This window comes from Streptomyces sp. NPDC048734, assembly GCF_043198675.1.
Classification (GTDB): Bacteria; Actinomycetota; Actinomycetes; order Streptomycetales; family Streptomycetaceae; genus Streptomyces.
Map to the genome: position 1 here is coordinate 32,549 of NZ_JBICUZ010000018.1, position 22,993 is coordinate 55,541.

22 protein-coding genes are annotated in these 22,993 nt (G+C 73.8%); 16 read left to right on the forward strand and 6 right to left on the reverse strand.

Annotation, left to right across the window (positions count from 1 at the left end):
* Positions 1-98 precede the first annotated feature (98 nt).
* From ACGFQC_RS31870 to cobI, 4 genes are read left to right on the forward strand one after another with little or no spacing between them, the layout of a single operon-like run.
* Positions 99-2,105, forward strand: coding sequence for a putative cobaltochelatase (locus tag ACGFQC_RS31870; protein ID WP_363091111.1), 2,007 nt, complete (start codon positions 99-101; stop codon positions 2,103-2,105).
* Entirely contained in the window at positions 2,105-2,704 is a 600-nt protein-coding gene (gene cobO, locus ACGFQC_RS31875; RefSeq protein WP_363091112.1) for a cob(I)yrinic acid a,c-diamide adenosyltransferase, read from the forward strand. Before ACGFQC_RS31870 ends, cobO begins: the two co-directional genes overlap by 1 nt.
* Positions 2,701-4,140 (forward strand): cobyrinate a,c-diamide synthase, encoded by a 1,440-nt coding sequence (locus ACGFQC_RS31880; RefSeq protein ID WP_393289027.1) that lies wholly within the window; start codon positions 2,701-2,703, stop codon positions 4,138-4,140. The genes cobO and ACGFQC_RS31880 overlap by 4 nt, the downstream gene beginning before the upstream one ends.
* Positions 4,137-4,886 carry a precorrin-2 C(20)-methyltransferase gene (cobI, locus tag ACGFQC_RS31885; protein WP_363091114.1) on the forward strand — a complete coding sequence of 250 codons (750 nt, stop codon included), beginning with the start codon at positions 4,137-4,139 and terminating at the stop codon, positions 4,884-4,886. The genes ACGFQC_RS31880 and cobI overlap by 4 nt, the downstream gene beginning before the upstream one ends.
* A 329-nt stretch (positions 4,887-5,215) precedes the next feature.
* Here cobI and ACGFQC_RS31890 read toward each other — a convergent pair whose 3' ends face one another.
* The gene (locus tag ACGFQC_RS31890) at positions 5,216-5,944 is read right to left on the reverse strand and encodes a ZIP family metal transporter (RefSeq protein WP_363091115.1); all 729 of its coding nucleotides are present in this window, start codon (positions 5,942-5,944) and stop codon (positions 5,216-5,218) included.
* A 95-nt stretch (positions 5,945-6,039) separates the two neighbouring features.
* Between ACGFQC_RS31890 and cobM the strand changes: the two genes are divergently transcribed.
* The 6 genes from cobM to cobC are packed head-to-tail and all read left to right on the forward strand — an operon-like array spanning position 6,040 to position 12,432.
* A complete protein-coding gene (gene cobM, locus ACGFQC_RS31895) occupies positions 6,040-6,858 on the forward strand; it encodes a precorrin-4 C(11)-methyltransferase (protein WP_363091116.1) in 819 nt (272 codons plus the stop codon).
* Positions 6,855-8,177, forward strand: coding sequence for a precorrin-6y C5,15-methyltransferase (decarboxylating) subunit CbiE (gene cbiE / locus ACGFQC_RS31900; RefSeq protein ID WP_363091117.1), 1,323 nt, complete (start codon positions 6,855-6,857; stop codon positions 8,175-8,177). Before cobM ends, cbiE begins: the two co-directional genes overlap by 4 nt.
* Complete coding sequence (gene cobJ, locus ACGFQC_RS31905; protein ID WP_363091118.1) at positions 8,174-9,856, forward strand: precorrin-3B C(17)-methyltransferase; 1,683 nt, start codon at positions 8,174-8,176, stop codon at positions 9,854-9,856. The genes cbiE and cobJ overlap by 4 nt, the downstream gene beginning before the upstream one ends.
* Positions 9,853-10,443, forward strand: coding sequence for a precorrin-8X methylmutase (locus tag ACGFQC_RS31910; RefSeq protein WP_363091119.1), 591 nt, complete (start codon positions 9,853-9,855; stop codon positions 10,441-10,443). The genes cobJ and ACGFQC_RS31910 overlap by 4 nt, the downstream gene beginning before the upstream one ends.
* Complete coding sequence (locus tag ACGFQC_RS31915; protein ID WP_363091120.1) at positions 10,440-11,384, forward strand: sirohydrochlorin chelatase; 945 nt, start codon at positions 10,440-10,442, stop codon at positions 11,382-11,384. The genes ACGFQC_RS31910 and ACGFQC_RS31915 overlap by 4 nt, the downstream gene beginning before the upstream one ends.
* The gene (cobC, locus tag ACGFQC_RS31920) at positions 11,374-12,432 is read left to right on the forward strand and encodes an Rv2231c family pyridoxal phosphate-dependent protein CobC (protein WP_363091121.1); all 1,059 of its coding nucleotides are present in this window, start codon (positions 11,374-11,376) and stop codon (positions 12,430-12,432) included. The genes ACGFQC_RS31915 and cobC overlap by 11 nt, the downstream gene beginning before the upstream one ends.
* 227 nt (positions 12,433-12,659) lie before the next feature.
* On the opposite strand, the gene ACGFQC_RS31925 is transcribed toward cobC, so the two are convergent.
* The 5 genes from ACGFQC_RS31925 to ACGFQC_RS31945 all read right to left on the reverse strand — a co-directional run bounded on the left by ACGFQC_RS31925 (position 12,660) and on the right by ACGFQC_RS31945 (position 17,420).
* Positions 12,660-13,679 carry an SCO1860 family LAETG-anchored protein gene (locus tag ACGFQC_RS31925; protein ID WP_363091122.1) on the reverse strand — a complete coding sequence of 340 codons (1,020 nt, stop codon included), beginning with the start codon at positions 13,677-13,679 and terminating at the stop codon, positions 12,660-12,662.
* Positions 13,680-13,822: 143 nt separating this feature from the next.
* Positions 13,823-14,920, reverse strand: coding sequence for an amidohydrolase family protein (locus ACGFQC_RS31930; RefSeq protein WP_363091123.1), 1,098 nt, complete (start codon positions 14,918-14,920; stop codon positions 13,823-13,825).
* Positions 14,921-14,947: 27 nt separating this feature from the next.
* Positions 14,948-15,739, reverse strand: coding sequence for an amino acid ABC transporter ATP-binding protein (locus tag ACGFQC_RS31935; protein WP_363091124.1), 792 nt, complete (start codon positions 15,737-15,739; stop codon positions 14,948-14,950).
* Positions 15,736-16,572: an amino acid ABC transporter permease gene (locus ACGFQC_RS31940; protein WP_363091125.1), complete on the reverse strand. Its 837-nt coding sequence runs from the start codon at positions 16,570-16,572 to the stop codon at positions 15,736-15,738. The genes ACGFQC_RS31935 and ACGFQC_RS31940 overlap by 4 nt, the downstream gene beginning before the upstream one ends.
* Positions 16,569-17,420: a transporter substrate-binding domain-containing protein gene (locus ACGFQC_RS31945; protein WP_363091126.1), complete on the reverse strand. Its 852-nt coding sequence runs from the start codon at positions 17,418-17,420 to the stop codon at positions 16,569-16,571. Before ACGFQC_RS31945 ends, ACGFQC_RS31940 begins: the two co-directional genes overlap by 4 nt.
* A 175-nt stretch (positions 17,421-17,595) precedes the next feature.
* Here ACGFQC_RS31945 and ACGFQC_RS31950 point away from each other — a divergent pair, with 175 nt between their 5' ends.
* From ACGFQC_RS31950 to thpD, 6 genes are all read left to right on the forward strand, one after another.
* Complete coding sequence (locus tag ACGFQC_RS31950) at positions 17,596-18,696, forward strand: aminotransferase class V-fold PLP-dependent enzyme (RefSeq protein WP_363091127.1); 1,101 nt, start codon at positions 17,596-17,598, stop codon at positions 18,694-18,696.
* A gap of 216 nt (positions 18,697-18,912) precedes the next feature.
* Positions 18,913-19,425 (forward strand): DinB family protein, encoded by a 513-nt coding sequence (locus tag ACGFQC_RS31955; RefSeq protein WP_363091128.1) that lies wholly within the window; start codon positions 18,913-18,915, stop codon positions 19,423-19,425.
* A 281-nt stretch (positions 19,426-19,706) separates the two neighbouring features.
* Positions 19,707-20,216, forward strand: coding sequence for a diaminobutyrate acetyltransferase (gene ectA / locus ACGFQC_RS31960; protein WP_363091129.1), 510 nt, complete (start codon positions 19,707-19,709; stop codon positions 20,214-20,216).
* Positions 20,217-20,325: 109 nt separating this feature from the next.
* Positions 20,326-21,597 carry a diaminobutyrate--2-oxoglutarate transaminase gene (ectB, locus tag ACGFQC_RS31965; RefSeq protein ID WP_363091130.1) on the forward strand — a complete coding sequence of 424 codons (1,272 nt, stop codon included), beginning with the start codon at positions 20,326-20,328 and terminating at the stop codon, positions 21,595-21,597.
* A 53-nt stretch (positions 21,598-21,650) separates the two neighbouring features.
* On the forward strand, positions 21,651-22,055 hold the full coding sequence (locus tag ACGFQC_RS31970) for an ectoine synthase (RefSeq protein WP_363091131.1): 405 nt from the start codon (positions 21,651-21,653) through the stop codon (positions 22,053-22,055).
* A 7-nt stretch (positions 22,056-22,062) separates the two neighbouring features.
* The gene (gene thpD / locus ACGFQC_RS31975; protein WP_363091132.1) at positions 22,063-22,965 is read left to right on the forward strand and encodes an ectoine hydroxylase; all 903 of its coding nucleotides are present in this window, start codon (positions 22,063-22,065) and stop codon (positions 22,963-22,965) included.
* Positions 22,966-22,993: the final 28 nt, after the last annotated feature.

The window sequence follows — 22,993 nt, forward strand, 5'->3', positions numbered from 1 at the left end:
CCTCCCCGCGCGGGCGGGGAGCACGCTTCGACATTCGCAGAACGGCATGCGGATTTCGCACCGTCTGAGTCCGACTCACACCAAGGAGTGATCGCCGCGTGAGCACGCCTTATCCGTTCACCGCCATCGTCGGACAGGACGATCTTCGACTGGCGCTCCTGCTCAACGCGGTGAGCCCTGCGGTGGGCGGGGTTCTCGTTCGGGGTGAGAAAGGCACTGCGAAGAGCACCGCGGTGCGTGCGCTGTCGGCGTTGCTACCACCGGTGGAGGTCGTCCCCGGGTGCCGTTTCTCCTGTGACCCCGCCGCCGCGGACCCCGCGTGCCCGGACGGGCCGCACGAGCCGGGGCCCGGGGCCGAACGCCCGGCGCGGATGGTCGAGTTGCCGGTCGGCGCCTCCGAGGACCGGCTGGTCGGCGCGCTCGACATCGAGCGGGCGCTGACAGAAGGCGTGAAGGCGTTCGAGCCAGGTCTGCTCGCCGCGTCGAACCGGGGCATCCTCTACGTCGACGAGGTCAACCTGCTCCATGACCACCTCATCGACGTTCTGCTGGATGCCGCCGCCATGGGAGCCTCCTACGTCGAGCGCGAGGGCGTCTCCGTACGGCACGCGGCGCGGTTCCTGCTGGTCGGGACCATGAACCCGGAGGAGGGCGAGCTGCGGCCGCAGCTGCTCGACCGGTTCGGGCTGACCGTGGAGGTCGCCGCCTCCCGGGAGCCCGACCAGCGGGTGGAGGTGGTCCGGCGGCGGCTCGCCCACGACGACGACCCGGCCGGCTTCACCGCGCGGTGGGCGGACGAGGAGGCGGCCGTACGGGCGCGGATCGTGGCGGCGCGCAAGCTGCTGCCGTCGGTGCGGCTGGGCGACGGGGCGCTGCGGCAGATCGCGGCGACCTGCGCAGCCTTCGAGGTCGACGGGATGCGGGCCGACATCGTGATGGCGCGGACGGCCACGGCGCTGGCGGCGTGGGCCGGGCGGACCGAGGTGCTCGCGGAGGACGTCCGGCAGGCCGCGCTGCTCGCGCTGCCGCACCGGCGGCGCCGCAATCCCTTCGACGCGCCCGGGCTCGACGAGGACAAGCTCGACGAGACGCTGGAGGAGTTCGGCGGGTCCGACGACGAGGACCCCGACCCCGATCCCGGTCCGGACGGGCCCGGCGGGGGCGGCGGGCAGCCGCCGTCGGAGGGGCCCGAGGGCGGTGACGCCGGGGCGCGGCCCGAGGCCGGGGAGAGCGGTGAGCCGCAGCCCTCGGGAGCCGGTTCCGGTGAGCAGCAGCCGGCGCGTGCCGGCGAGCCCTTCCGGACCAGGGCGCTGAGCGTGCCGGGGATCGGGGAGGGCACCGCCGGACGGCGGTCGCGGGCGCGGACCGAGCAGGGGCGGACCACCGGGTCCCGGCGGCCCCGGGGGGCGCTGACCAAGCTGCACCTGGCGGCGACCGTGCAGGCCGCCGCCCCCCACCAGCGGGCGCGCGGGCGCGCGGGGCGCGGTCTCGTCGTGCGCCGTGACGATCTGCGGCAGGCGGTGCGGGAGGGGCGCGAGGGCAACCTCGTGCTGTTCGTGGTCGACGCGTCCGGTTCGATGGCGGCGCGGCAGCGGATGGGCGCCGTCAAGGGCGCCGTGCTGTCGCTGCTGCTCGACGCCTACCAGCGGCGGGACAAGGTGGGGCTGGTGACGTTCCGGGGGTCGGCCGCCGAGGTGGCGCTGCCGCCGACCTCGTCCGTGGACGCGGCGGCGGTGCGGCTGGAGTCGTTGCCGACCGGGGGGCGTACGCCGCTGGCGGCCGGGCTGCTCAGGGCGCACGACGTGCTGCGGGTGGAGCGGTTGCGGGACTCCGTCCGGCGGCCGCTGGTGGTCGTGGTGACGGACGGGCGGGCGACCGGTGGTCCCGAGCCCGTGGCCCTCGCCGCGCGGGCGGCCCGGCTGTTCGCGGCCGACTCGGTCGCGTCCGTGGTCGTGGACTGCGAGTCGGGGCCGGTTCGGCTGGGGCTCGCCGGGCGGCTCGCGGCCGAGCTGGGCGGCAGCGCCGTCACGCTCGACGAGTTGCGGGCGGACGCGATCGCCGGGCTGGTCAGGGACGTGCAGGGGACTTCGAGGAGGGCCGCGTAATGCCGCAGGGACAGCCGAGTGTCGTACCGGACGACGGACTGACGACCCGTCAGCGGCGCAACCGGCCGCTGGTCGTCGTGCACACCGGGATCGGCAAGGGCAAGTCGACGGCCGCGTTCGGGCTGGCGCTGCGCGCCTGGAACCAGGGGTGGCCCATCGGGGTGTTCCAGTTCGTCAAGTCGGCGAAGTGGAAGGTCGGCGAGGAGAACGCGCTGCGCGTGCTCGGCGCCTCCGGCGAGGGCGGGTCGGTCGCCTGGCACAAGATGGGCGAGGGCTGGTCCTGGGTCCAGCGGGACGCGCAGATGGACAACGAGGAGAAGGCCCGCGAGGGCTGGGAGCAGGTCAAGCGCGACCTGGCCGCCGAGACGTACCGGCTGTACGTGCTGGACGAGTTCGCGTACCCGATGCACTGGGGGTGGATCGACACCGACGAGGTGGTGTCCGTGCTGCGGGAGCGGCCGGGGAACCAGCACGTGGTGATCACCGGGCGGAACGCGCCGGAGAAGCTGGTGGGGTTCGCGGACCTGGTGACCGACATGTCCAAGATCAAACACCCCATGGACGTGGGGCAGAAGGGGCAGAGGGGCATCGAGTGGTGACGTCCGCCGTCCCGCGGCTGGTCGTCGCCGCGCCCTCGTCGGGCAGCGGCAAGACCACCGTCGCCACGGGGCTGATGGCCGCGTTCGCCGCGCGGGGGCTCGCCGTGTCCCCGCACAAGGTGGGACCGGACTACATCGATCCCGGGTACCACGCGCTCGCCACCGGGCGGGTGGGGCGCAACCTCGACGCGTACCTGTGCGGGCCGGAGCTGGTGGCTCCGCTGTTCCTGCACGGGGCGCGCGGGTGTGACATCGCCGTCGTCGAGGGCGTGATGGGGCTGTACGACGGGGCCGCGGGACAGGGTGAGCTGGCGTCCACGGCGCAGGTGGCGAAGTTGCTGCGGGCGCCGGTGGTGCTGGTGGTGGACGCGTCGTCGCAGTCGCGGTCGGTGGCGGCGCTGGTGCACGGGTTCGTGTCGTGGGACCCGCAGGTGCGCGTCGGGGGCGTGATCCTGAACAAGGTCGCCTCCGACCGGCACGAGGCGTTGCTGCGGGAGGCGCTGGAGTCGGTGGGGGTGCCGGTGCTGGGCGCGCTGCGGCGGGCCGCGCAGGTGGAGACGCCGTCGCGGCACCTGGGGCTGGTGCCGGTGGCCGAGCGCGGGACGCTGGCGGTGGAGGCGGTGGCCGCCATGGCGGCGCAGGTCTCGGCCGGGTGCGATCTGGAGGCGCTGGCCGCGCTGGCGCGTGGTGCGGGGGCGCTGCCGGGTGCGGCCTGGGACCCGGCCGAGGCCGTGACCGGGAGCGGGAGTGATGCCGAGGTCGGGATCACGGCCCGGCCCGGCCATGACCGTCCGGCCCGGTCCGCCCGGTGCGCCCGGTCCGCCGAGGGGCCGGTGCCCACGATCGCCGTCGCCGGCGGGGCCGCGTTCACCTTCTCCTACGCCGAGCACACCGAGCTGCTCAGCGCCGCCGGGGCCGACGTCGTGACCTTCGATCCGCTGCGGGACGAGCAACTGCCTCCGGATACAGCAGGGTTGGTGGTGGGGGGCGGGTTCCCCGAGGTGTACGCCGCCGAGTTGTCCGCGAACGAGGGGCTCCGCAAGGAGGTCGCCGCGCTCGCGGAGAGCGGGGCGCCGGTGGCCGCCGAGTGCGCCGGGCTGCTGTACCTGTGCCGGGAGCTGGACGGGCGGCCCATGTGCGGGGTGCTCGACGCCACGGCCCGGATGACCGAGCGGCTCACCCTCGGCTACCGGGACGCCGTCGCGGTGGGCGACAGCGTGCTCGCCGGGGCGGGGACGCGGATGCGGGGACACGAGTTCCACCGGACCGTCGTCGAGCCGGGCGCCGGGGCGGCTCCCGCGTGGGGGGTCCTCGCTCCCGTGAAGCGGGTCGAGGGTTTTGTGGAGCGCGGTGTGCACGCGAGTTACCTGCACACGCACTGGGCGTCGTCGCCCGGTGCGGCCCGTCGGTTCGTGGAGAGGTGCCGGACGTCATGAGCAGCAGGCTGATCGGAGTCGGGGTCGGTCCCGGGGATCCTGAGCTGGTGACCGTGAAGGGCGTCAACGCCCTGCGGGCCGCCGACGTGGTCGTGGTTCCCGTGATGGCCGCGCCCGACGGAACGGCGGGCGGGGAGCGGGGGCGCGCCGAGGCCACCGTGCTCCACTACGTGCCCGCGGAGAGGGTGGTCCGGGTGGCGTTCGCGCTGAACGAGCGGACCGACCGGGGCCGGCGGGAGGCCGCCTGGGACGTCGCCGGGGAGCGGGTGGCGCAGCTGCTCACGCGGTACGACACCGTCGCCTTCGCCACCATCGGCGACCCGAACGTGTACTCGACGTTCACGTATCTCGCCCAGACCGTAGGGGAGCTGGTGCCGGGCACGGTCGTGGAGACGGTGCCCGGGATCACCGCCATGCAGGATCTCGCGGCGCGGTCGGGGGCCGTGCTGACCGAGGGGACCGAGCCGTTGACGCTGGTGCCCGTGACGGCGGGGTCGGCCGTGCTCAAGGACGCCCTGGCCGGTCCCGGCACCGTCGTCGCCTACAAGTTCGGCCGGCAGGCCGCCGAGGTGGCGGAGGCGCTGCGCGAGACCGGGCGGCTCGAGGACGCGGTGTGGGGGTCGGCGCTCGGGCTGGCCGAGGAGTCGATCCGGCCCGCCGCCGAGCTGGCCGGGGAGCCCCTCCCCTACCTCTCGACGCTCATCGCACCCGCCCGGCGCGAGGGCGGACGGGGCGGCAAACTGTGAGACGCCCCGTACCGGAGGTGGCCGCCGGGGCGGTCCGCCGGCCGTCCCCGGCCCCGCCCGCCCGGCCCTCTGTGCTCTCCCTGCCCCTTCTGCTCTCCCGGTACGCACCCGAGTCGACCGCGCCCGAGCCGCCTGCGGCCTCGCCCGACGGTGCTCGCCCCGTGCGGGCCGTCGGCCCGGCGCCGCGGTCCCGGTGCCGGTCGGTCATGGGCTCGCCGGCCGACGCGGGCTGCCCGCCGGCCGCGGGCCCGCCGGCCGCGAGCCCGTCGGCCACGGGCGCACCGGGCGCCGGTGCCGCCGCCGGCGTGGGCCGTCGCCCGGCGGGGGGTTCACTGCGCCAGGCCGACCACCAGCCAGATGAAGGCCGCGCCCGCGATCGTGCACAGCACCGTCGAGCGGGCGGGGTGTTCGTGGTGGGCCTCGGGGAGGATCTCGGCCGCCGCCAGGTAGAGCAGTCCGCCGGCGAAGAAGCCCAGGTAGCCGCCGAGCAGTGGCTCGGGGATGGTGACGAACGTGGTGCAGGCGGCGCCGACGACCGGTGCCGCGGCGTCCGCGACCAGCATGGTGAGGGCTCTGTGACGGGCGTTCCCGTACAGGCTGGTGAGGGTGTAGGTGTTGAAGCCGTCCGCGAAGTCGTGGGCGACGACGGCCAGCGCGACGGACGTGCCCATGCCGCCGCCGACCTGGAAGGCCGCGCCGATGGCGACGCCGTCCATCGCGCTGTGACCGACCATCGCCGCGGCCGCGGTGAGGCCCACCCGGGGGCTGCGGCCGTCGTGTTCGCCGGCGCCGTGCGCGGCCTGCCGGTGGGCCAGCAGACGTTCCACCAGATGGGCCAGCAGGAAGCCCGCCACGAACAGCAGCAGCGCGGCGGGCACGCCGAAGACCTCCGTGCCGGCCGCCTCCAGGGCCTCCGGCAGCAGGTCCAGGCCGACCACGCCGAGCATCAGGCCCCCGGCCAGGCCCAGCACCAGGTGGCGGCGGTCGGTCACGCGCTGTGCGGTCCAGCCGCCGGCCAACGTCATCAGGAACGCGCCGAGCGCGACGAACACCGCCATGTGCCCTTCGTATCCGATCGGGCCCCGGCCACGCACCTTCGCCACCGCCCGTTTCCCGCCCCGCACCCCACCCCGTGATGAGAGGACCCGAACCCATGGCCGACGCCCCCACCGGCAAGGTGACCTTCGTCGGCGCCGGTCCCGGCGCCGCCGACCTGCTGACCTTCCGTGCCGCCCGTGCCATCGCCGAGGCCGATGTCGTGATCTGGGCCGCGAGCCTGGTCCAGGCCGAGGTGCTGGAGCACGCGCGTGAGGACGCGGAGATCCTCGACTCGGCGACCATGTCCCTGGAGGACGTCGTCGCGGTCTACGAACGGGCGCACCGGGACGGCGTCAGGGTCGCCCGGATCCACTCCGGCGACCCCGCCCTGTGGGGCGGCACGCAGGAGCAGGTCGACCGCTGCGACGAGATCGGCATCGACACCGAGATCGTGCCCGGGGTGTCCTCCTTCTCCGCCGTCGCCGCGCTGGCCCGCCGCGAGCTGACGATTCCGGAGGTGGCGCAGTCGGTGATCCTCACCCGGCTCGGCGGCGGCAAGACGCCCATGCCGCCCGGTGAGGAGGTGCGGGAGTTCGCCCGGCACGGCACGACCATGGCGCTCTTCCTGTCGGCCGCGCGCAGCGGACAGCTGGTGCGGGAGCTGCTGGAGGGCGGCTACCCGACCGAGACGCCCGTCGTCGTCGCCTACCAGGCCACCTGGCCGGAGGAGCTGGTCGTGCGGTGCACGATCGGCACGCTGGAGGAGACGGTCAAGGAGCACAAGCTGTGGAAGCACACGCTGTTCCTGGTCGGCCCGGCGCTCGCCGCGCACGGCACCCGCTCGCACCTGTACCACCCCGGTCACTTCCACGGCTACCGCAAGGCCGACCCCGAGGCCCGCAGGGCCCTGCGCGAACGGGGTGCCCGTACGTGAGCCGTCCGATCACCGTCGTCGGCACGGGGACCGGGGCGCCCGTCCCCGCGACGGTGACGGCGGGCGCGGACCTCGTCGTCGGCGGACGCCGCCACCTGGACGCCGCGGAGCTGCCGGAGGGCGCCGAGCGGATCGTGCTGGGCCCGCTGGCACCCGCGCTCGACGGCATCGGCAAGCACCTCGCCGAGGAGCGGCGGGTGGTGGTGCTGGCGTCCGGGGACCCGGGGTTCTTCGGGATCGTGCGGGCGCTCGCCGAGCGGTTCGGCGCGGACCGGCTGGAGGTGGTGCCGGGGGTGTCCTCGGTCGCCACCGCGTTCGCGCGGCTCGGGCTGACGTGGGAGGACGCCGTCGTCGTCAGCGCGCACGGGCGGGATCCGCGGACGGCGGTCCAGGTGTGCCGGGCACATCCGAAGGTGGCCGTGCTGACCGGGCCCGGTGCCGGTCCCGCCGAGCTGGGCGCCGCGCTGGCCCGGACCGCTCCCGGCCGGGTCCTCGTCGTCGCCTCGGCGCTGGGCGACCCGGCGCGCGAGCGCGTGGAGCGGGTCACGCCCGCCGAGGCGGCGGCCCGCGACTGGGGAACGGCGGTGAGCGTCGTGCTGTGCCTGGACCAGGCGCGGGCGTCCGGTCCCGTGCGGACGCTGGCGGGGCCGGTGCGCCGGCCCGCCGGGTGGGCGCTGGACGAGGGCGACTTCGCGCACCGCGACTCGATGATCACCAAGTTCGAGGTGCGGGCGCTGGCCCTGGCCCGGCTCGGGCCGCGCCCCGGCGACCTGGTCTGGGACGTGGGGTCCGGTTCGGGGTCGGTGGCCGTGGAGTGCGCGCGGCTGGGCGCCGCGGTCAGCGCCGTGGAGAGGTCCGGGGACGGCGTCGGACGGATCCGGGCCAACGCGGCCGCGCACGGCGTCGACGTGCACGTGGTGCACGGCAGCGCGCCGCAGGCGCTGGACGGGCTCGACGATCCGGACGCGGTGTTCGTCGGCGGCGGCGGGCGGGAGCTGCCCGGCATCGTCGGGGCGTGCGCGCGCCGGGCCCGGCGGACCGTGGTCGTGGCGATGGCCGCGCTGGACCGGGTGCCCGCGGCGCGGGCCGCGCTCACGGAGGCCGGGTTCGCCGTCGACGGGGTTCTGCTGCAGTCCTCGCGGCTGGCCCCGCTGCCGGGGGACGTGACCCGGCTGGCGGCGACCAATCCCGTCTTCCTGCTGTGGGGGTCGAGGCCCCCCGTCCCCGAGGAAGTTCCCGAGGAAGTTCCCGAAGAAGTCCCTGGAGAAGACTCTGCGGAAGTCCCCGCAGCGGTCCCCGAAGAAGGAGTTGCCAAGTGATCGGCCTCATTTCCGCCACCGCGGCGGGGGCGGCGGCACGCGACCGGCTGGCCGCGGCGTGGCCGGACCGCACGCGCGTGTACGACGGGCCCGTCGGGGACGCCGTCCGGCGGGCGTTCGCGGAGTGCGAGCAGCTCGTGTGCTTCCTGGCGACGGGCGCGGTGGTACGGCTCGTCGCGCCCCTGCTGTCCGACAAGGCGTCCGACCCGGGTGTGGTGTGCGTCGACGAGGCGGTCCGGTTCGCGGTGCCGCTGGTCGGCGGGCACGCGGGCGGCGCCAACGGCCTGGCCCGCGAGGTGGGCGAATCGCTGGGTGCGGTGCCCGTGGTGACCACGGCGACGGACGCCGTCGGCATCCCCGGTCTCGACACCCTCGGCATGCCCGTGGAGGGCGATGTCGCGGGCGTGACGCGGGCCCTGCTGGACGGGGAGCCGGTCGCGCTGCGCGCGGAGGTGGCGTGGCCGCTGCCGCCGGTGCCGTTCGCCGAGCGGGGCGCCTGGACCGTGCGCCTCACGGACCGGGCCGTCGAACCCGCCGGGCGCGAGGTGCTGCTGCGTCCGCCGTCACTGGTGGTGGGGGTCGGTGCGTCCAAGGGCGCTCCGGTGGGTGAAGTACTCGACGTGATCGAGTCCGCCCTGCGGGACGCGGGTCTGTCCGCGCGCAGCGTCGCCGAGCTGGCCACCGTGGACGCCAAGCGCGAGGAGCCGGGCATCGTGGGGGCGGCCGAGCGGCTCGGCGTGCCGGTGGTGGCGTACCCGGCCGGGGAGCTGGCGGCGGTGCCGGTGCCGAACCCCTCCGACGCGCCCCTCGCCGCCGTGGGCACCCCGTCCGTCGCCGAGGCCGCCGCCCTGGTCGGCGGCGGCGAACTCCTGGTGCCCAAGCGCAAGTCGGCCGGTGTCCCGGCGACGGCGACCTGTGCCGTCGTACGGCGGCCCGGCCGCGGCCGGCTGGCGGTGGTCGGGCTCGGGCCCGGCGCCCGCGACCTGCTGACCCCGCGCGCGAAGGCCGAGCTGCGGCGCGCCTCGGTGCTCGTCGGCCTCGACCAGTACGTCGACCAGATCCGTGACCTGCTGCGGCCCGGCACCCGGGTGCTGGAGTCCGGGCTCGGCGCGGAGGAGGAGCGGGCCCGCACGGCCGTCGCCGAGGCCCGGCGCGGGCACGCCGTCGCGCTGATCGGCAGCGGGGACGCCGGTGTGTACGCCATGGCCTCCCCCGCGCTCGCCGAGGCGTCCGACGACATCGACGTGGTCGGCGTGCCGGGGGTGACCGCCGCGCTGGCCGCCGCCGCGCTCCTGGGCGCACCGCTGGGCCACGACCACGTGTCGATCAGCCTGTCCGACCTGCACACGCCGTGGGAGGTCATCGAGCGGCGGGTGCGGGCGGCGGCCGAGGCGGACCTCGTGGTGACGTTCTACAACCCGCGCAGCCGGGGCCGGCACTGGCAGCTGCCGAAGGCGCTCGCGATCCTCGCCGGGCACCGGGAGCCGACGACCCCGGTGGGCGTCGTGCGCAACGCCTCGCGGCCGGACGGCACGGCGCGGGTGACGACGCTCGCGCTGCTCGACCCGGCGACGGTGGACATGATGACGGTCGTGACGGTGGGCAACACGGCGACCCGGGACATCGCCGGCCGCATGGTGACGCCGCGCGGCTACCGCTGGCAGGAGGAACCCAAGTGAACCGTGTGGTCCACCCGATCGAGCAGGAGTCCTTCCGGCGGCTGCGCGCCCGCCTGGACACCTCGCACTTCCCGCCGCTGACCCGGGCGGTGGTGGAGCGGGTGATCCACTCCGCCGCCGACCTGGAGTACGCGGGCGATCTCGTCATGGACGAGGGCGCCCTGGAGAAGGCGCACGCCGCGCTGCACGCCGGGGCGCCGGTGGTCGTGGACGTGGAGATGGTCGCCGCCGGCATCACCCGGCGCGAGACGGTCTGCCGGCTCCGGGACGCCGTGGCCGGTCCCGGGCTGACGCGTTCGGCGCACGCGGTCCGGCTGGCGTACGAGCAGGTCGGGCCCGGCGCCCTCTGGGTGATCGGCTGCGCGCCGACCGCACTGGAGGAACTGCTCGCCCTCGACGCCTCCCCCGCGCTCGTCATCGGCCTGCCCGTCGGTTTCGTCGGTGCGGCCGAGTCCAAGGCCGCGTTGCGCGAGAGCGGTCTGCCCGCCGTGAGCAACGTGTCCGAGAAGGGCGGCTCGGCGGTCGCCGCCGCCGCGCTCAACGCCCTGCTGTACACCCCCCTTTCGCACTCCGAGGAGAAACCGTGACCACGCCGCCGCCCGCCCTGCTCATCGCCGGCCATGGCACCCGGGACGAGGCCGGAGCCGAGGCGTTCCGTGACTTCGTCCGGGAGTTGGGCCGCCGCCACCCCGAACTGCCCGTCGCGGGCGGCTTCATCGAGCTGTCCCCGCCGCCGCTGGGCGAGGCGGTGACGGAGCTGGTGGAGCGCGGCGTGCGGCGGTTCGCGGCCGTCCCGCTGATGCTGGTGTCCGCCGGTCACGCCAAGGGGGACATCCCGGCGGCGCTGGCCCGGGAGAAGGAGCGCCACCCGGGGATCTCCTACACGTACGGCCGCCCGCTGGGCCCGCACCCGGCGCTGCTGAACGTGCTGGAGCGGCGGCTGGACGAGGCGCTGGGCGCCGGGCACACGCCCGGGGACCTGGCCGACGTGACCGTCCTGCTCGTCGGGCGCGGCTCGACCGACCCGGACGCCAACGCCGAGGTGCACAAGGCGGCCCGCCTGCTGTGGGAGGGGCGCGGGTACGCCGGTGTCGAGACCGCGTTCGTGTCGCTGGCGGCGCCGGACGTGCCGAGCGGGCTCGACCGGTGCGTGAAGCTCGGCGCGCGGCGGATCGTCGTCCTGCCGTACTTCCTGTTCACCGGGATCCTGCCGGACCGGGTGCGGCACCAGACCGAGGAGTGGGCGGCCGCGCACCCGGAGGTCGAGGTGCGGTCGGCGGACGTCATCGGGCCCGAGCCGGAGCTGCTGGACCTGGTGATGGAACGGTACGCGGAGGCCGTCAAGGGTGATCTGCGGATGAACTGCGACTCGTGCGTGTACCGGATCGCGCTGCCCGGCTTCGAGGACAAGGTGGGGCAACCGCAGCAGCCGCACTTCCACCCCGACGACGAGGGCCACGACCACGGGCACGGTCATGGCCACGGTCACCACCATCACGGAGGGCACACGCATTCCCATGCACACTGACGGGCACGACCTGCGCCACCACGGGGACGCGGAGGTGCGCGACGACGGCTCGGCGCTGGTCGACCTCGCCGTCAACGTCCGCGCGGACACGCCCCCGGCGTGGCTGCGCGAGCACGTCGCCGCGTCCCTGACCGGGCTCGCGGCCTACCCCGACGGGCGGGCCGCGCGGGCGGCGGTGGCGGCGCGGCACGGGCTGCCGGCCGAGCGGGTGCTGCTGACTGCGGGTGCGGCGGAGGCGTTCGTGCTGCTGGCCCGCGCCCTGAAGGTCCGCCGGCCGGTCGTGGTGCACCCCCAGTTCACCGAGCCGGAGGCCGCGCTGCGGGACGCGGGGCACAGCGTCGACCGGCTGCTGCTGCGGGAGGAGGACGGCTTCCGGCTCGATCCGGCGGCCGTCCCCGAGGACGCCGATCTGGTGGTGATCGGCAACCCCACGAACCCGACGTCGGTGCTGCACCCCGCCGCCGCTCTCGCCGGGCTCGCCCGGCCCGGGCGGACACTGGTCGTCGACGAGGCGTTCATGGACGCGGTGCCGGGCGAGCGCGAGGCCCTGGCCGGGCGGACGGACGTACCCGGTCTGGTGGTGCTGCGCAGCCTGACGAAGACGTGGGGGCTGGCGGGGCTGCGCATCGGGTACGTCCTCGCCGCGCCGGACACCGTCGGCGAGCTGGAACGGGCCCAGCCGCTGTGGCCGGTGTCCACGCCCGCGCTGGCGGCGGCCGAGGCCTGCGTGTCGCCGCGGGCGCTGTCCGAGGCGGCGGACGCGGCGCGCCGGGTGGCTGCCGACCGGGCGCATCTCGTGGCCGGGCTCGCGGGGTTCGCGGGCGCCGGGGTGCGGGTGGCGGGACCCGCGGAGGGGCCGTTCGTGCTGGTGCGGGTGCCCTCGGCGGCGGCCGTGCGGCGGGAGCTGCGTGCCCTCGGGTACGCGGTGCGGCGCGGGGACACGTTTCCCGGGCTGGGTGAGGAGTGGCTGCGGGTCGCGGTGCGGGACCGCGGGACGGTGGACGGGTTCCTGCGGGCGGTGGGGACGGTGGTGGGGGCGGCGGGGTGACGCCGAGGGGGTGTTCCGCCCCCGCCGCCCCTTCCCGACCCGTCCCTGGGGACTGCGCCCCCAGACCCCCTGTCGGTGCTTCGCGCCTCGTCCTCGAGCGCCGGACGGGCTGAGATGCCCGACCGTCGCCATTCGGTCCACCGAGTCGGGTGGTGGGTGGGCACAGGCCGGGGTCCGGGGGCGGGTCCCCCGGGGTCGGGTCGGGAAGAGGCGGCGGCGTCCGGTCCTCAGCCGCGGCGCCGCGCCAGGGCCACCGCTCCCCCGCCCGCCACCAGCAGGGCGACCGCGCCGCCCGCGAGGTACGGCGTCATCGAGCCGCCGCCCGTCTCGGCGAGGCCTGCCTCCGCGCGCGCACCCTGTGCCTCGACGTCCCCGACGGGCTCGGCGGACTCGACTCGCTCGGCGGACTCGGCGGGCTCGACGCGCTCGACGCGCTCGACGGGCTCGACGCGCTCGACGGGCTCGACGCGCTCGACGGACTCGACGCGCTCGACGGACTCGACGCGCTCGACGGACTCGGCGGGCTCGGCGGGCTCGGCGCTCGCCGGAGCCTCCCCGCGCGGCGCCGCGGGCGTCTCGCAGGTGGCCTCGGCCAGCGTCACCGTGCCCGTGACCTCGGCGACGTTGAGGTTCAACGGGTCGACGGAGACGGTGAGTCGCAGCGCCGTCGCGGCGGCCGTGCGCGACGTCGTCTCGTGCCGCGCGAGGTCCAGCCGGACCTCTCCCACCCCCGGCACCTTCACGTCGGTGGGACCGCCCGCCGACACCGTCACCCGCTTGCCGAGGACGGTCACCGCGCCGACCGGCCGGGAGGTGGCGACCGGCGTTTTCCCCGCCTCGCAGACGGCCCGGGAGGAGACGGCCTCGATCTCGACCAGGGAGAGCAGCGGCAGCCCGGGGACGTGCAGCCTGGCGTGGGCGAGGCGGGTGGAGGCCTCGGCCCTGCCCTTGTCGACCGTCGCCCTCGCCTCGGCCACGTCCGCGCGCAGCACGCTGAAGGGACGGCCGCCGTCGACGCCGTCGAGTTCGGCCGTCAGCGCGGTCTTCCGGGCGCTCTGCGGCGCCCGGACCTCGTTGAGGGAGACGGTGAGGGGCACGTCGACGGTCTTGTCGAGCAGGGCCACGTCGAGGCCGGTGCGCAGCACCACGGCGCTCGCGCTCCCCTGCTCGCTCGCGTGGGCGGCGGGTGCGCCGGCCAGCGCCGCGGGACCGGCGGCGAGGGCGGTGGCGCAACGGCGTGCGGGCATGCGGAAGTGGTAGCCGTTCAAGGTGTGGGACCCCCGGAGAGAAAGCTTGGGACCTCGAAAGGACGTCGCACCGCCGCCCGTTCGACAGCGCCCCGGCGCGGGTTCACCCCAACGTGGCACACCCGTACACGCCTTCGACCGTTTCAGCCCACGATCCGTCCGTTCAGCACCACCCGTGCCGGCGTCCCGAGCACGCGTACGTCCGTGCGCGGGTCCTGTTCGTAGACGACCAGGTCGGCCGGGGCGCCCTCGGTCAGCGCGGGGCGGCCGAGCCAGCTGCGGGCGGACCAGGTCGCCGCGGCCAGGGCCGCCACCGGGGGGATGCCCGCCTTCACCAGTTCCGCCACCTCGGCGGCGACCAGGCCGTGCGGCAGGGAGCCGCCCGCGTCGGTGCCGACGAAGACCGGGATGCCGGCGTCGTAGGCGTTGCGGACGGTGTCGTAGCGGCGGGCGTGGAGGCGGCGCATGTGGGCGGACCAGGTGGGGTACTTGGTCTCGCCGCCGGCCGCGAGCTGCGGGAACGTCGCGATGTTGACCAGGGTCGGGACGATCGCGACGCCGCGGGAGGCGAACAGGGGGACGAGGTCGTCGGTGAGGCCCGTGGCGTGTTCGACGCAGTCGATGCCCGCTTCGACCAGGTCGCGCAGGGACGACTCGGCGAAGCAGTGCGCCGTCACCCGGGCGCCCAGGCGGTGTGCCTCGCCGATCGCCGCCGCCACGGCGTCCCGTGGCCAGCAGGCCGCCAGGTCGCCCGTCCCGCGATCGATCCAGTCGCCGACCAGTTTCACCCAGCCGTCGCCGCGCCGGGCCTCCCGGCCGACGTACGCGACGAGGTCGGCCGGCTCGATCTCGTGGGCGTAGCCGCGGATGTAGCGGCGGGTCCTGGCGATGTGCCGGCCCGCCCTGATGATCTTCGGGAGGTCCTCGCGGTCGTCGACCCAGCGGGTGTCGGAGGGTGAGCCGGCGTCGCGGATCAGCAGGGTCCCGGCGTCGCGGTCGGTGAGCGCCTGCTTCTCGGCGGCGTCGGCGTCGACCGGCCCGTGGGCGCCGAGGCCGACGTGGCAGTGGGCGTCGACCAGGCCGGGCAGGGCCCAGCCGGTCACCGTGCGGATGTCACGGGCGCCGGCGGGGCGGTCGTAGGAGACCCTGCCGTCGATCACCCACAGTTCGTCGCGGACCTGGTCCTCGCCCGGTCCGGCGAGGACCCTGCCCTTCACGTGCAGCACCGTGTCGTCGCTCATGCACGGCACCTTAGTCAGGCGTCCCGGTCAGGCGTCGCCGCCCACCTGGTCCGAGGTCTCCTCCTCCACGTCGGCCATCGCCGGGTCGAGGAGGCGGGAGAGGAAGTGGCGGGTGCGTTCGTGGCGGGGGGCGCCGATGACCTGCGCGGGGGTGCCGTCCTCGACGATCACGCCGCCGTCCATGAAGACGACCCGGTCGGCGACCTCGCGGGCGAAGGTCATCTCGTGGGTGACGACCATCATGGTCATGCCCTCGTTGGCGAGCATGCGCATGACCGCGAGGACGTCGCCGACCAGTTCGGGATCGAGTGCCGACGTGGGCTCGTCGAACAGCATCACCTGGGGGCCCATCGCCAGCGCGCGGGCGATGGCGACGCGCTGCTGCTGGCCTCCGGAGAGGGACGACGGGTAGGCGGTCGCCTTCTCCGACAGGCCGACCCGCTCCAGGTTCTCGGCGGCGACCGCGGCCGCCTCCGCCTTGCCGCGCCGAAGGACCCGGCGCTGCGGCAGCGTCAGGTTCTCGGTCACCGTCAGGTGCGGGAAGAGGTTGAACTGCTGGAAGACCATGCCGATGCGGCGTCGGGCGGCGTCGATGTCGACGTCGGGGTCGGTCAGTTCGACGCCGCCGACGACCACCTGGCCCTTGCTGGGCTCCTCCAGGAGGTTCACGCAGCGCAGCAGGGTCGACTTGCCCGAGCCGGACGGGCCGATGACGCACACGACCTCGCCCTGGCCGATCTCCAGGTCGATGCCGCGCAGCACCTCGTTGTCGCCGAACGACTTGTGCAGGGCGCGGACCTCGATCTCCGGTCGGCTCATTTCACGGCCTCCTGGGCCTTGGCCTCCATACGGCGCACGACGAAGCCGAGCGGGATCGTCACCAGCAGGTAGCACAGGCCGGCGACGAGGATGGGGGTGGAGTTGGCGGTGGTGCTGGCCAGGTCGCGGCCGTACTTGGACAGTTCGCGCTCCTCCAGGGTGACGCCGAGGAACAGCACCAGCGAGGAGTCCTTGAACAGCAGGACCAGCTCGTTGGTGAGCGGCGGGAGGATGATGCGGAAGGCCTGCGGGATGATGATCGAGACCATCGCGCGGGCGGGTGAGAAGCCCAGGGAACGGGCCGCCTCCATCTGCCCCTTGGGCACCGCCTGGATGCCCGCGCGGATGGTCTCGGCCATGTACGCCGCCGCGACCAGGCCGAGGGCCAGGGCGACCTTGCCGTACGTGCCGCCGACGATCTCCGTGCCGGGGAAGGCCAGGGGCACCGCCACGCCGATGAAGATGAAGATCAGCAGGGCGGGCAGACCGCGGAAGATCTCGATGTAGACGCCGGCGAGCCAGCGGTAGGGGCCGACGGACGACAGCCGCATCAGCGCGATGACCATGCCGAGGGCCAGCCCGACGGCGAAGCCGGTCACGGTGTACAGCACGGTGTTCTTCAGCGCCAGCGTGATGACGTCCGGGAACATCTGCCGGGCGATGTCCGCCTGCGCGAACTGGTTCTGCAGCCGGTCCCAGTCCGCCGAGAACGCGAACGCGACCAGGGCGGCGACGAAGACGACGTACTGGACACCGCGCGACAGCCTGCGCTTCTGGGTCCGCGTCAGCCCCTTGCGCCGGGGCGGGACTTCGAGCTTGGTGGCGTCGCTCATGAGGCGGACGGGGAGGCCGCGGCGGCGTCGTACGGGCCGATCCACTGCTCGTAGAGCTTCTTGTACGTGCCGTCGGCCCTGGCGTCGGCGATCGCCTTGTTGATGGCCTCGGCCAGCTTCGTGTTGCCCTTCTTCACCGTGAAGCCGTACTGCTCGCCGGTGTTGAGGTTGTCGACGACCTCGAAGGCGTCCGCGTTGGCCTTGTCCTTCAGCCAGCCCTGGACGACCGGGTAGTCGATGACGACGGCCTTGACCTGGCCGGTGCGCAGGCCGTTGAGGACGGCGTCGGAGGACTCGAAGGAGACCGGGTCGAAGCCCTGCTTCGTCACGTAGTCCTCGCCGGTGGTCTGCGCCTGCGCGCCGAGCTTGACGTTCTTGGACTTGATCTCGGCGAGGGAGTCCACCCCGGCGTCCTTGTCGACCAGGACGGCCTGCGTGGCGTCGAAGTAGGGGTCGGAGAAGTCGACGTTCTTCTTGCGTTCCTCGGTGATGGTCATGCCGGCCGCGGCCAGGTCGCACTCGCCGGAGTTGAGGAAGGCGCCGGTCTTGAAGTTCTCGAACGGCGTGTCGAGGATGTCCTGCTCGACGCCCAGGTCCTTGGCCACCAGGTCGATGAGGGAGACGTCGAAGCCCTGCACCTTGCCGTCGATCTCCGACTGGAACGGCGGATAGGGCAGGTGGGTGCAGGTGGTGAGCTGCCCCGCCTTGACCAGCTCCACACCGCCCGCGGCGGTCTTGGAGCCGCTGCCGCCGTCGTCGCTGGAGGTACAGGCGGCCACGAGCATGAGCCCGGCCGTAGCGGTGGTGGCGGCCAGGACACGGGTGCGACGCCCGAGGAGCGTGTTCACGGCGGGCCTTCCTGTGGGAGAACGGTAGCTTCCGATTATAAGGAGAAGTTTGAGGCTCTCAAATCAAACCCTTGACAGCCGGGTTCCTCCGCCTAAGAAGTCGCCGGTCCGGAGGGGTGGAGGTCACATTGGTTACTCTCGTCACGACTACCCCGCGAGTGAAGAGAGCACCGCCGTGACGCACCCCTTCCTGGATCTCGCTCCGCTGACCGCCGCCCGGTTCGCCTCCGTCGAGGACCGGGTGGCCCGGCTGCTGGACACCCGGCAGGACGTCGTGATCACACAGGGCGAGGCGCTGCTGCCGCTGGAGGGCGCGATCCGCGGGACGGCCGGGCCGGGCACGACCGCGCTGAACGTGATCACCGGCCCGTACGGGCAGACCTTCGGGGACTGGCTGCGCGACTGCGGCGCCACCGTGATCGATCTCGCGGTGCCCTTCCACACGGCGGTCACCGCCGAGCAGATCCGCGCGGCCTTCGCCGAGCACCCCGGGATCGACTTCGTGTCGCTGGTGCACGCCGAGGCGGCCACCGGCAACACCAACCCGGTCGCGGAGATCGGCGAGGTGGTCAAGGAGCACGGCGCGCTGTTCTACCTGGACGCCGTGGCCTCCGTGGGCGCCGAGCCGGTGCTGCCGGACGCCTGGGGCGTGGACCTGTGTGTGATCGGCGCGCAGAAGGCGATGGGCGGCCCGGCGGGCGTGTCGGCGGTGTCGGTGAGCGGGCGCGCGTGGGCCCGGATGGCCGCCAACCCGCGGGCGCCGCGCCGTTCCTACCTGTCGCTGCTGGACTGGAAGGAGCGGTGGATCGACGGCGGCCGCAAGGCCCTGCTGCACGCGCCGGCGCAGTTGGAGATGCTGGCGCTCGAGGCGTGCGTGGAGCGGATCGAGGCGGTGGGGCTGCGGACCGTGATGGCCCGGCACGCGTCCGCCGCCGCCGCGACCCGCGCGGGGGCGCTGGCGCTGGGGGGCGGCCTGGAGCCGTACGTGCACGAGGCCCGTGAGGCGGCGCCCGTGGCCACGACGCTCAGGGCGCCGTCGGGCGTCGTGGCCTCGGAGCTGGTGACGCGGGCGCTGGCGAGCGACCCCGCGGTGCCGCTGGCCGCGGGCGGGGGCGCGCTGGCCAAGGAGATGATCCGGGTCAACCACTACGGGGCGGACGCGACGCCGGGCGCGGTCCGCGGCAGCCTCACGGCCCTGGGCGCGGCCCTCGCGGAGAGGGGCCTGGACGTGGACCTGACGGGCGCGCTGCGAGCGGCGGAGCAGGCCTGGCGGTGAGGTCCGCGCCGCGGTACCGGCGGTGGGAGTGCCGTCGGAGCGGGGTGACCGGGAGGGGACGGCCGGGAGGGGACGGCCGGGTCGCGTCCGCGACCGGGCCGTCGGTCGCGACCGGGGTGCGGGTCACGACCAGGGTGCGGGTCACGACCGGGGTGCGGGTCGTGACGGGCTGTCGGTCGTGACCGGCCTGTCGGTGGTGCCTGCCATGCTCGCGGCATGACCACCCTTCCCGACGGCCGCCCCGTCCCCCTGATGACCGGTGACGAGCGGGCCATGCTCGACAGCTGGATCGACTTCCACCGCGCGACCCTGGAACTCAAGTGCGCGGGCCTGGACGACACCCAGGTCAGGCAGGCCTCGGCCGAGCCCTCCTCCCTCACCCTGCTCGGCCTGGTGCAGCACCTCGCCGAGGTCGAACGGAACTGGTTCCAGCGGGTTTTCGCGGGCCTGGACGCACCGCCCGTGTTCGAGGAGGAGACGGGGTACACCCTCAGCCCGGAGCGGGGGCTCGGTGAGGCGCTGGCGGTGTGGCGGCGGGAGATCGCGCGGGGGCGCGAGCTGACCGCCGGACGCTCGCTGGACGACACCGGGCGGATCGCCGACGGGCCGGCGGCGGGCGCGGAGGTCAGTCTGCGCTGGGTGCTGATCCACCTCATCGAGGAGTACGCGCGGCACAACGGCCACGCGGACATTCTGCGGGAGCGGATCGACGGAGTCACCGGAGCCTGAACACCCGGAATTACGGTCCTTTTCCTCTCGCTTTCCCCGAGCCCTTTCCCCGCCCTTTCTCCAGATAGCTTTCCGAGGTTCTTCTGCCCGAATCCCCAAGACTTAAACGCAGGGATTTTTCGAGCACATTACGGACGCGTGACGCATTGCACAGAGGCGACCTTATGTCCCGTTATTCACGGTACACAATGGGACAGATCGGAAGGCGACCACGGGGACATCACTAAACCATCGCCACCTCTCCATGCATTTTTTAATCTCCCTCGGTAAGTTCCATCCGCATGACTGCCACACAAGCAGACCTGCGGATCGACCGCCCTTCAGTGGCGGACGGGGCCGCTCTCTGGCGTATCGCGAAGGAATCCGGAAACCTCGACCTGAACTCCTCCTACAGCTATCTGCTGTGGTGCCGGGACTTCGCCGACACCTCCGCGGTGGCGCGCGACGAGGGCGGCGAACCGGTCGGATTCGTCACCGGATACGTCCGCCCCGAGGCGCCGCGGACGCTGCTCGTCTGGCAGGTGGCGGTCGCCGACGCGTACCGCGGCCGCGGCCTGGCCGCCGCGCTGCTCGACGCACTGACCGCCCGGGTGGCCGCCGAACGCCCCCTCGCCACCGTCGAGACCACGATCACCCCGGGCAACACCGCCTCGGAGCGGCTGTTCACCTCCTACGCCGCCCGGCACGGCGCGGACGTCACCCGGGAGGTCCTGTTCGGCACCGACCTGTTCCCGGACGGCCCCCACGACCCCGAAGTGCTTTACCGCATCGGCCCGTTGACCTCCGCCTGAGTCACCTCCCCGGCCGCACGAGACCCCGGGCCGCACGCGAACCCGCGTCGCCGGCCTCCGCACGACTCCCCCTCCGCACGACTCCCACCGCATCGAGGAGCGTTTCGCCGTGACCATCACCCAGCCCGACCTCAGCGTGTTCGAGACCCTCGAGTCCGAGGTGCGCAGCTACTGCCGCGGCTGGCCCGTCGTCTTCGACCGGGCGCAGGGCAGCCGTATGCACGACGAGGACGGCCACTCCTACCTCGACTTCTTCGCCGGCGCCGGGTCGCTCAACTACGGGCACAACAACCCGGTGCTGAAACGGGCGCTGATCGACTACCTGATGCGCGACGGCGTCACCCACGGCCTCGACATGTCCACCGTCGCCAAGCGGACCTTCCTGCAGACCTTCCAGGACCTGGTGCTGCGGCCGCGCGACCTGCCGTACAAGGTCATGTTCCCGGGCCCGACGGGCACCAACGCCGTGGAGTCGGCGCTGAAGCTGGCGCGGAAGGTGAAGGGCCGCGAGGCGATCGTGTCGTTCACCAACGCCTTCCACGGCATGTCGCTGGGGTCGTTGGCGGTCACCGGGAACGCCTTCAAGCGGGCCGGGGCGGGCGTTCCGCTGGTGCACGGCACGCCGATGCCGTTCGACAACTACTTCGACGGCCAGGTCCCGGACTTCCTGTGGTTCGAGCGGCTCCTGGAGGACCAGGGCTCCGGACTCAACAAGCCGGCCGCCGTGATCGTCGAGACGGTGCAGGGCGAGGGCGGCATCAACGTGGCGCGCCCGGAGTGGCTGCGGGCGCTGGCCGAGCTGTGCGAGCGGCAGGACATGCTGCTGATCGTCGACGACATCCAGATGGGGTGCGGCCGCACCGGTGCCTTCTTCTCGTTCGAGGAGGCGGGCATCACCCCCGACATCGTCACCGTGTCCAAGTCGATCAGCGGCTACGGCCTGCCCATGTCGCTGTGCCTGTTCAAGCCCGAACTGGACGTGTGGGAGCCGGGCGAGCACAACGGCACCTTCCGCGGCAACAACCCGGCCTTCGTCACCGCCACCGCCGCGCTCGAGACCTACTGGGCCGACGGATCCGCGATGGAGAAGCAGACCCGTCAGCGCGGCGAGCAGGTCGAGCAGGGGCTGGTCTCGATCACCGAGGAGAACCTCGCCGACATCAAGGAGTACCGGGGCCGCGGCCTGGTGTGGGGCCTGGAGTTCCACGACAAGTCCCGCGCCGGACGGGTCGCGGCCCGCGCCTTCGAGCTGGGGCTGCTGATCGAGACGTCCGGGCCCGAGAGCGAGGTCGTCAAGCTGCTGCCGGCACTCACCGTCACACCCGAGGAGCTGGACGAGGGCATGAGCGTCCTCGCCCGCGCCGTACGCGAAACCGTCTGACAGACCGTCTGGCAGGCCGGCACCGACCCCTATCCAGGAGGCATCGCACCACCGTGATCGTCCGTTCGTTCAAGGAACTCGAAGGCACCGACCGGCATGTGAAGGCGGCGTCCGGCACCTGGGAGAGCAAGCGCATCGTCCTCGCCAAGGAGAGGGTCGGCTTCTCGCTGCACGAGACGATCCTGTACGCCGGCACGGAGACGTCGATGTGGTACGCGAACCACGTCGAGGCCGTCGTCTGCGTGGAGGGCGAGGCCGAACTCACCGACCACGAGACCGGGGTGACGCACACCGTCACGCCCGGGACCATGTACCTCCTCGACGGGCACGAGCGGCACACGCTCCGCGTCAAGGAGGACTTCCGCTGCATCTGCGTGTTCAACCCGCCCGTCACCGGACGGGAGGACCACGACGAGAACGGCGTCTACCCGCTGCTGACCGAGCCCGAGGAGGTCTGACATCCCCATGACCACTGCCACCGGCACCACCGTCACCGATCTCTACCCCAGCCGCGGCACCACCGAGGTGACCGTCCCCCGCCAGGACCCGGTCGTCTGGGGCGCCCCGGACGCGCCCGGCCCGTTCGAGCCGCTCGACCTCCAGTCGTTCGAGCGGGACGGCTTCGCCACCGTCGACCGGCTCCTCACCGACGACGAGGTCGCCGTCTACAAGCGCGAACTGGACCGGCTGGTGGGCGACCCGGCGGTCCGGGCCGACGAGCGGTCGATCGTCGAGCCGAAGTCGAAGGAGATCCGGTCCGTCTTCGAGGTGCACCGGATCAGCGAGGTCTTCGCCCGCCTGGTGCGCGACGAGCGGGTCGTCGGGCGGGCCCGCCAGCTCCTCGGCTCGGACGTGTACGTCCACCAGTCGCGCATCAACGTCAAGCCCGGCTTCGGCGCCTCCGGCTTCTACTGGCACTCCGACTTCGAGACCTGGCACGCCGAGGACGGCCTGCCCCGGATGCGGACGGTGTCCGTCTCGATCGCGCTGACCGAGAACCACGACACCAACGGCGGCCTGATGATCATGCCGGGTTCGCACAAGACGTTCCTGGGCTGCGCCGGTGCCACGCCGAAGGACAACTACAAGCAGTCGCTCCAGATGCAGGACGCGGGCACGCCCTCCGACGAGGCGCTGACCGAGATGGCGTCCGCGCACGGCATCAGGCTGTTCACGGGGCGCGCCGGTTCGGCGACCTGGTTCGACTGCAACTGCATGCACGGGTCGGGCGACAACATCACGCCGTTCCCGCGCAGCAACGTCTTCATCGTGTTCAACAGCGTGGAGAACGCCGCGGTGGAGCCGTTCGCGGCGCCGGTGCGGCGGCCCGAGTTCATCGGCGCCCGCGACTTCACGCCGGTGCGCTGAACCCACCCGCCGGGGTGCCCGGGGGTGC

Bases quoted from the DNA above. Each gene is read 5' to 3' on its own strand.
- cobI (WP_363091114.1), top strand. From the start codon at position 4,137: ATGAGCAGCAGGCTGATCGGAGTCGGGGTCGGTCCCGGGGATCCTGAG.
- ACGFQC_RS31925 (WP_363091122.1), bottom strand. From the start codon at position 13,679: ATGCCCGCACGCCGTTGCGCCACCGCCCTCGCCGCCGGTCCCGCGGCG.
- cobM (WP_363091116.1), top strand. From the start codon at position 6,040: ATGGCCGACGCCCCCACCGGCAAGGTGACCTTCGTCGGCGCCGGTCCC.
- cobC (WP_363091121.1), top strand. From the start codon at position 11,374: ATGCACACTGACGGGCACGACCTGCGCCACCACGGGGACGCGGAGGTG.
- ectA (WP_363091129.1), top strand. From the start codon at position 19,707: ATGACTGCCACACAAGCAGACCTGCGGATCGACCGCCCTTCAGTGGCG.
- cobO (WP_363091112.1), top strand. From the start codon at position 2,105: ATGCCGCAGGGACAGCCGAGTGTCGTACCGGACGACGGACTGACGACC.
- ACGFQC_RS31890 (WP_363091115.1), bottom strand. From the start codon at position 5,944: ATGGCGGTGTTCGTCGCGCTCGGCGCGTTCCTGATGACGTTGGCCGGC.
- ACGFQC_RS31940 (WP_363091125.1), bottom strand. From the start codon at position 16,572: ATGAGCGACGCCACCAAGCTCGAAGTCCCGCCCCGGCGCAAGGGGCTG.
- ACGFQC_RS31930 (WP_363091123.1), bottom strand. From the start codon at position 14,920: ATGAGCGACGACACGGTGCTGCACGTGAAGGGCAGGGTCCTCGCCGGA.
- thpD (WP_363091132.1), top strand. From the start codon at position 22,063: ATGACCACTGCCACCGGCACCACCGTCACCGATCTCTACCCCAGCCGC.
- ACGFQC_RS31955 (WP_363091128.1), top strand. From the start codon at position 18,913: ATGACCACCCTTCCCGACGGCCGCCCCGTCCCCCTGATGACCGGTGAC.
- ACGFQC_RS31935 (WP_363091124.1), bottom strand. From the start codon at position 15,739: ATGAGCCGACCGGAGATCGAGGTCCGCGCCCTGCACAAGTCGTTCGGC.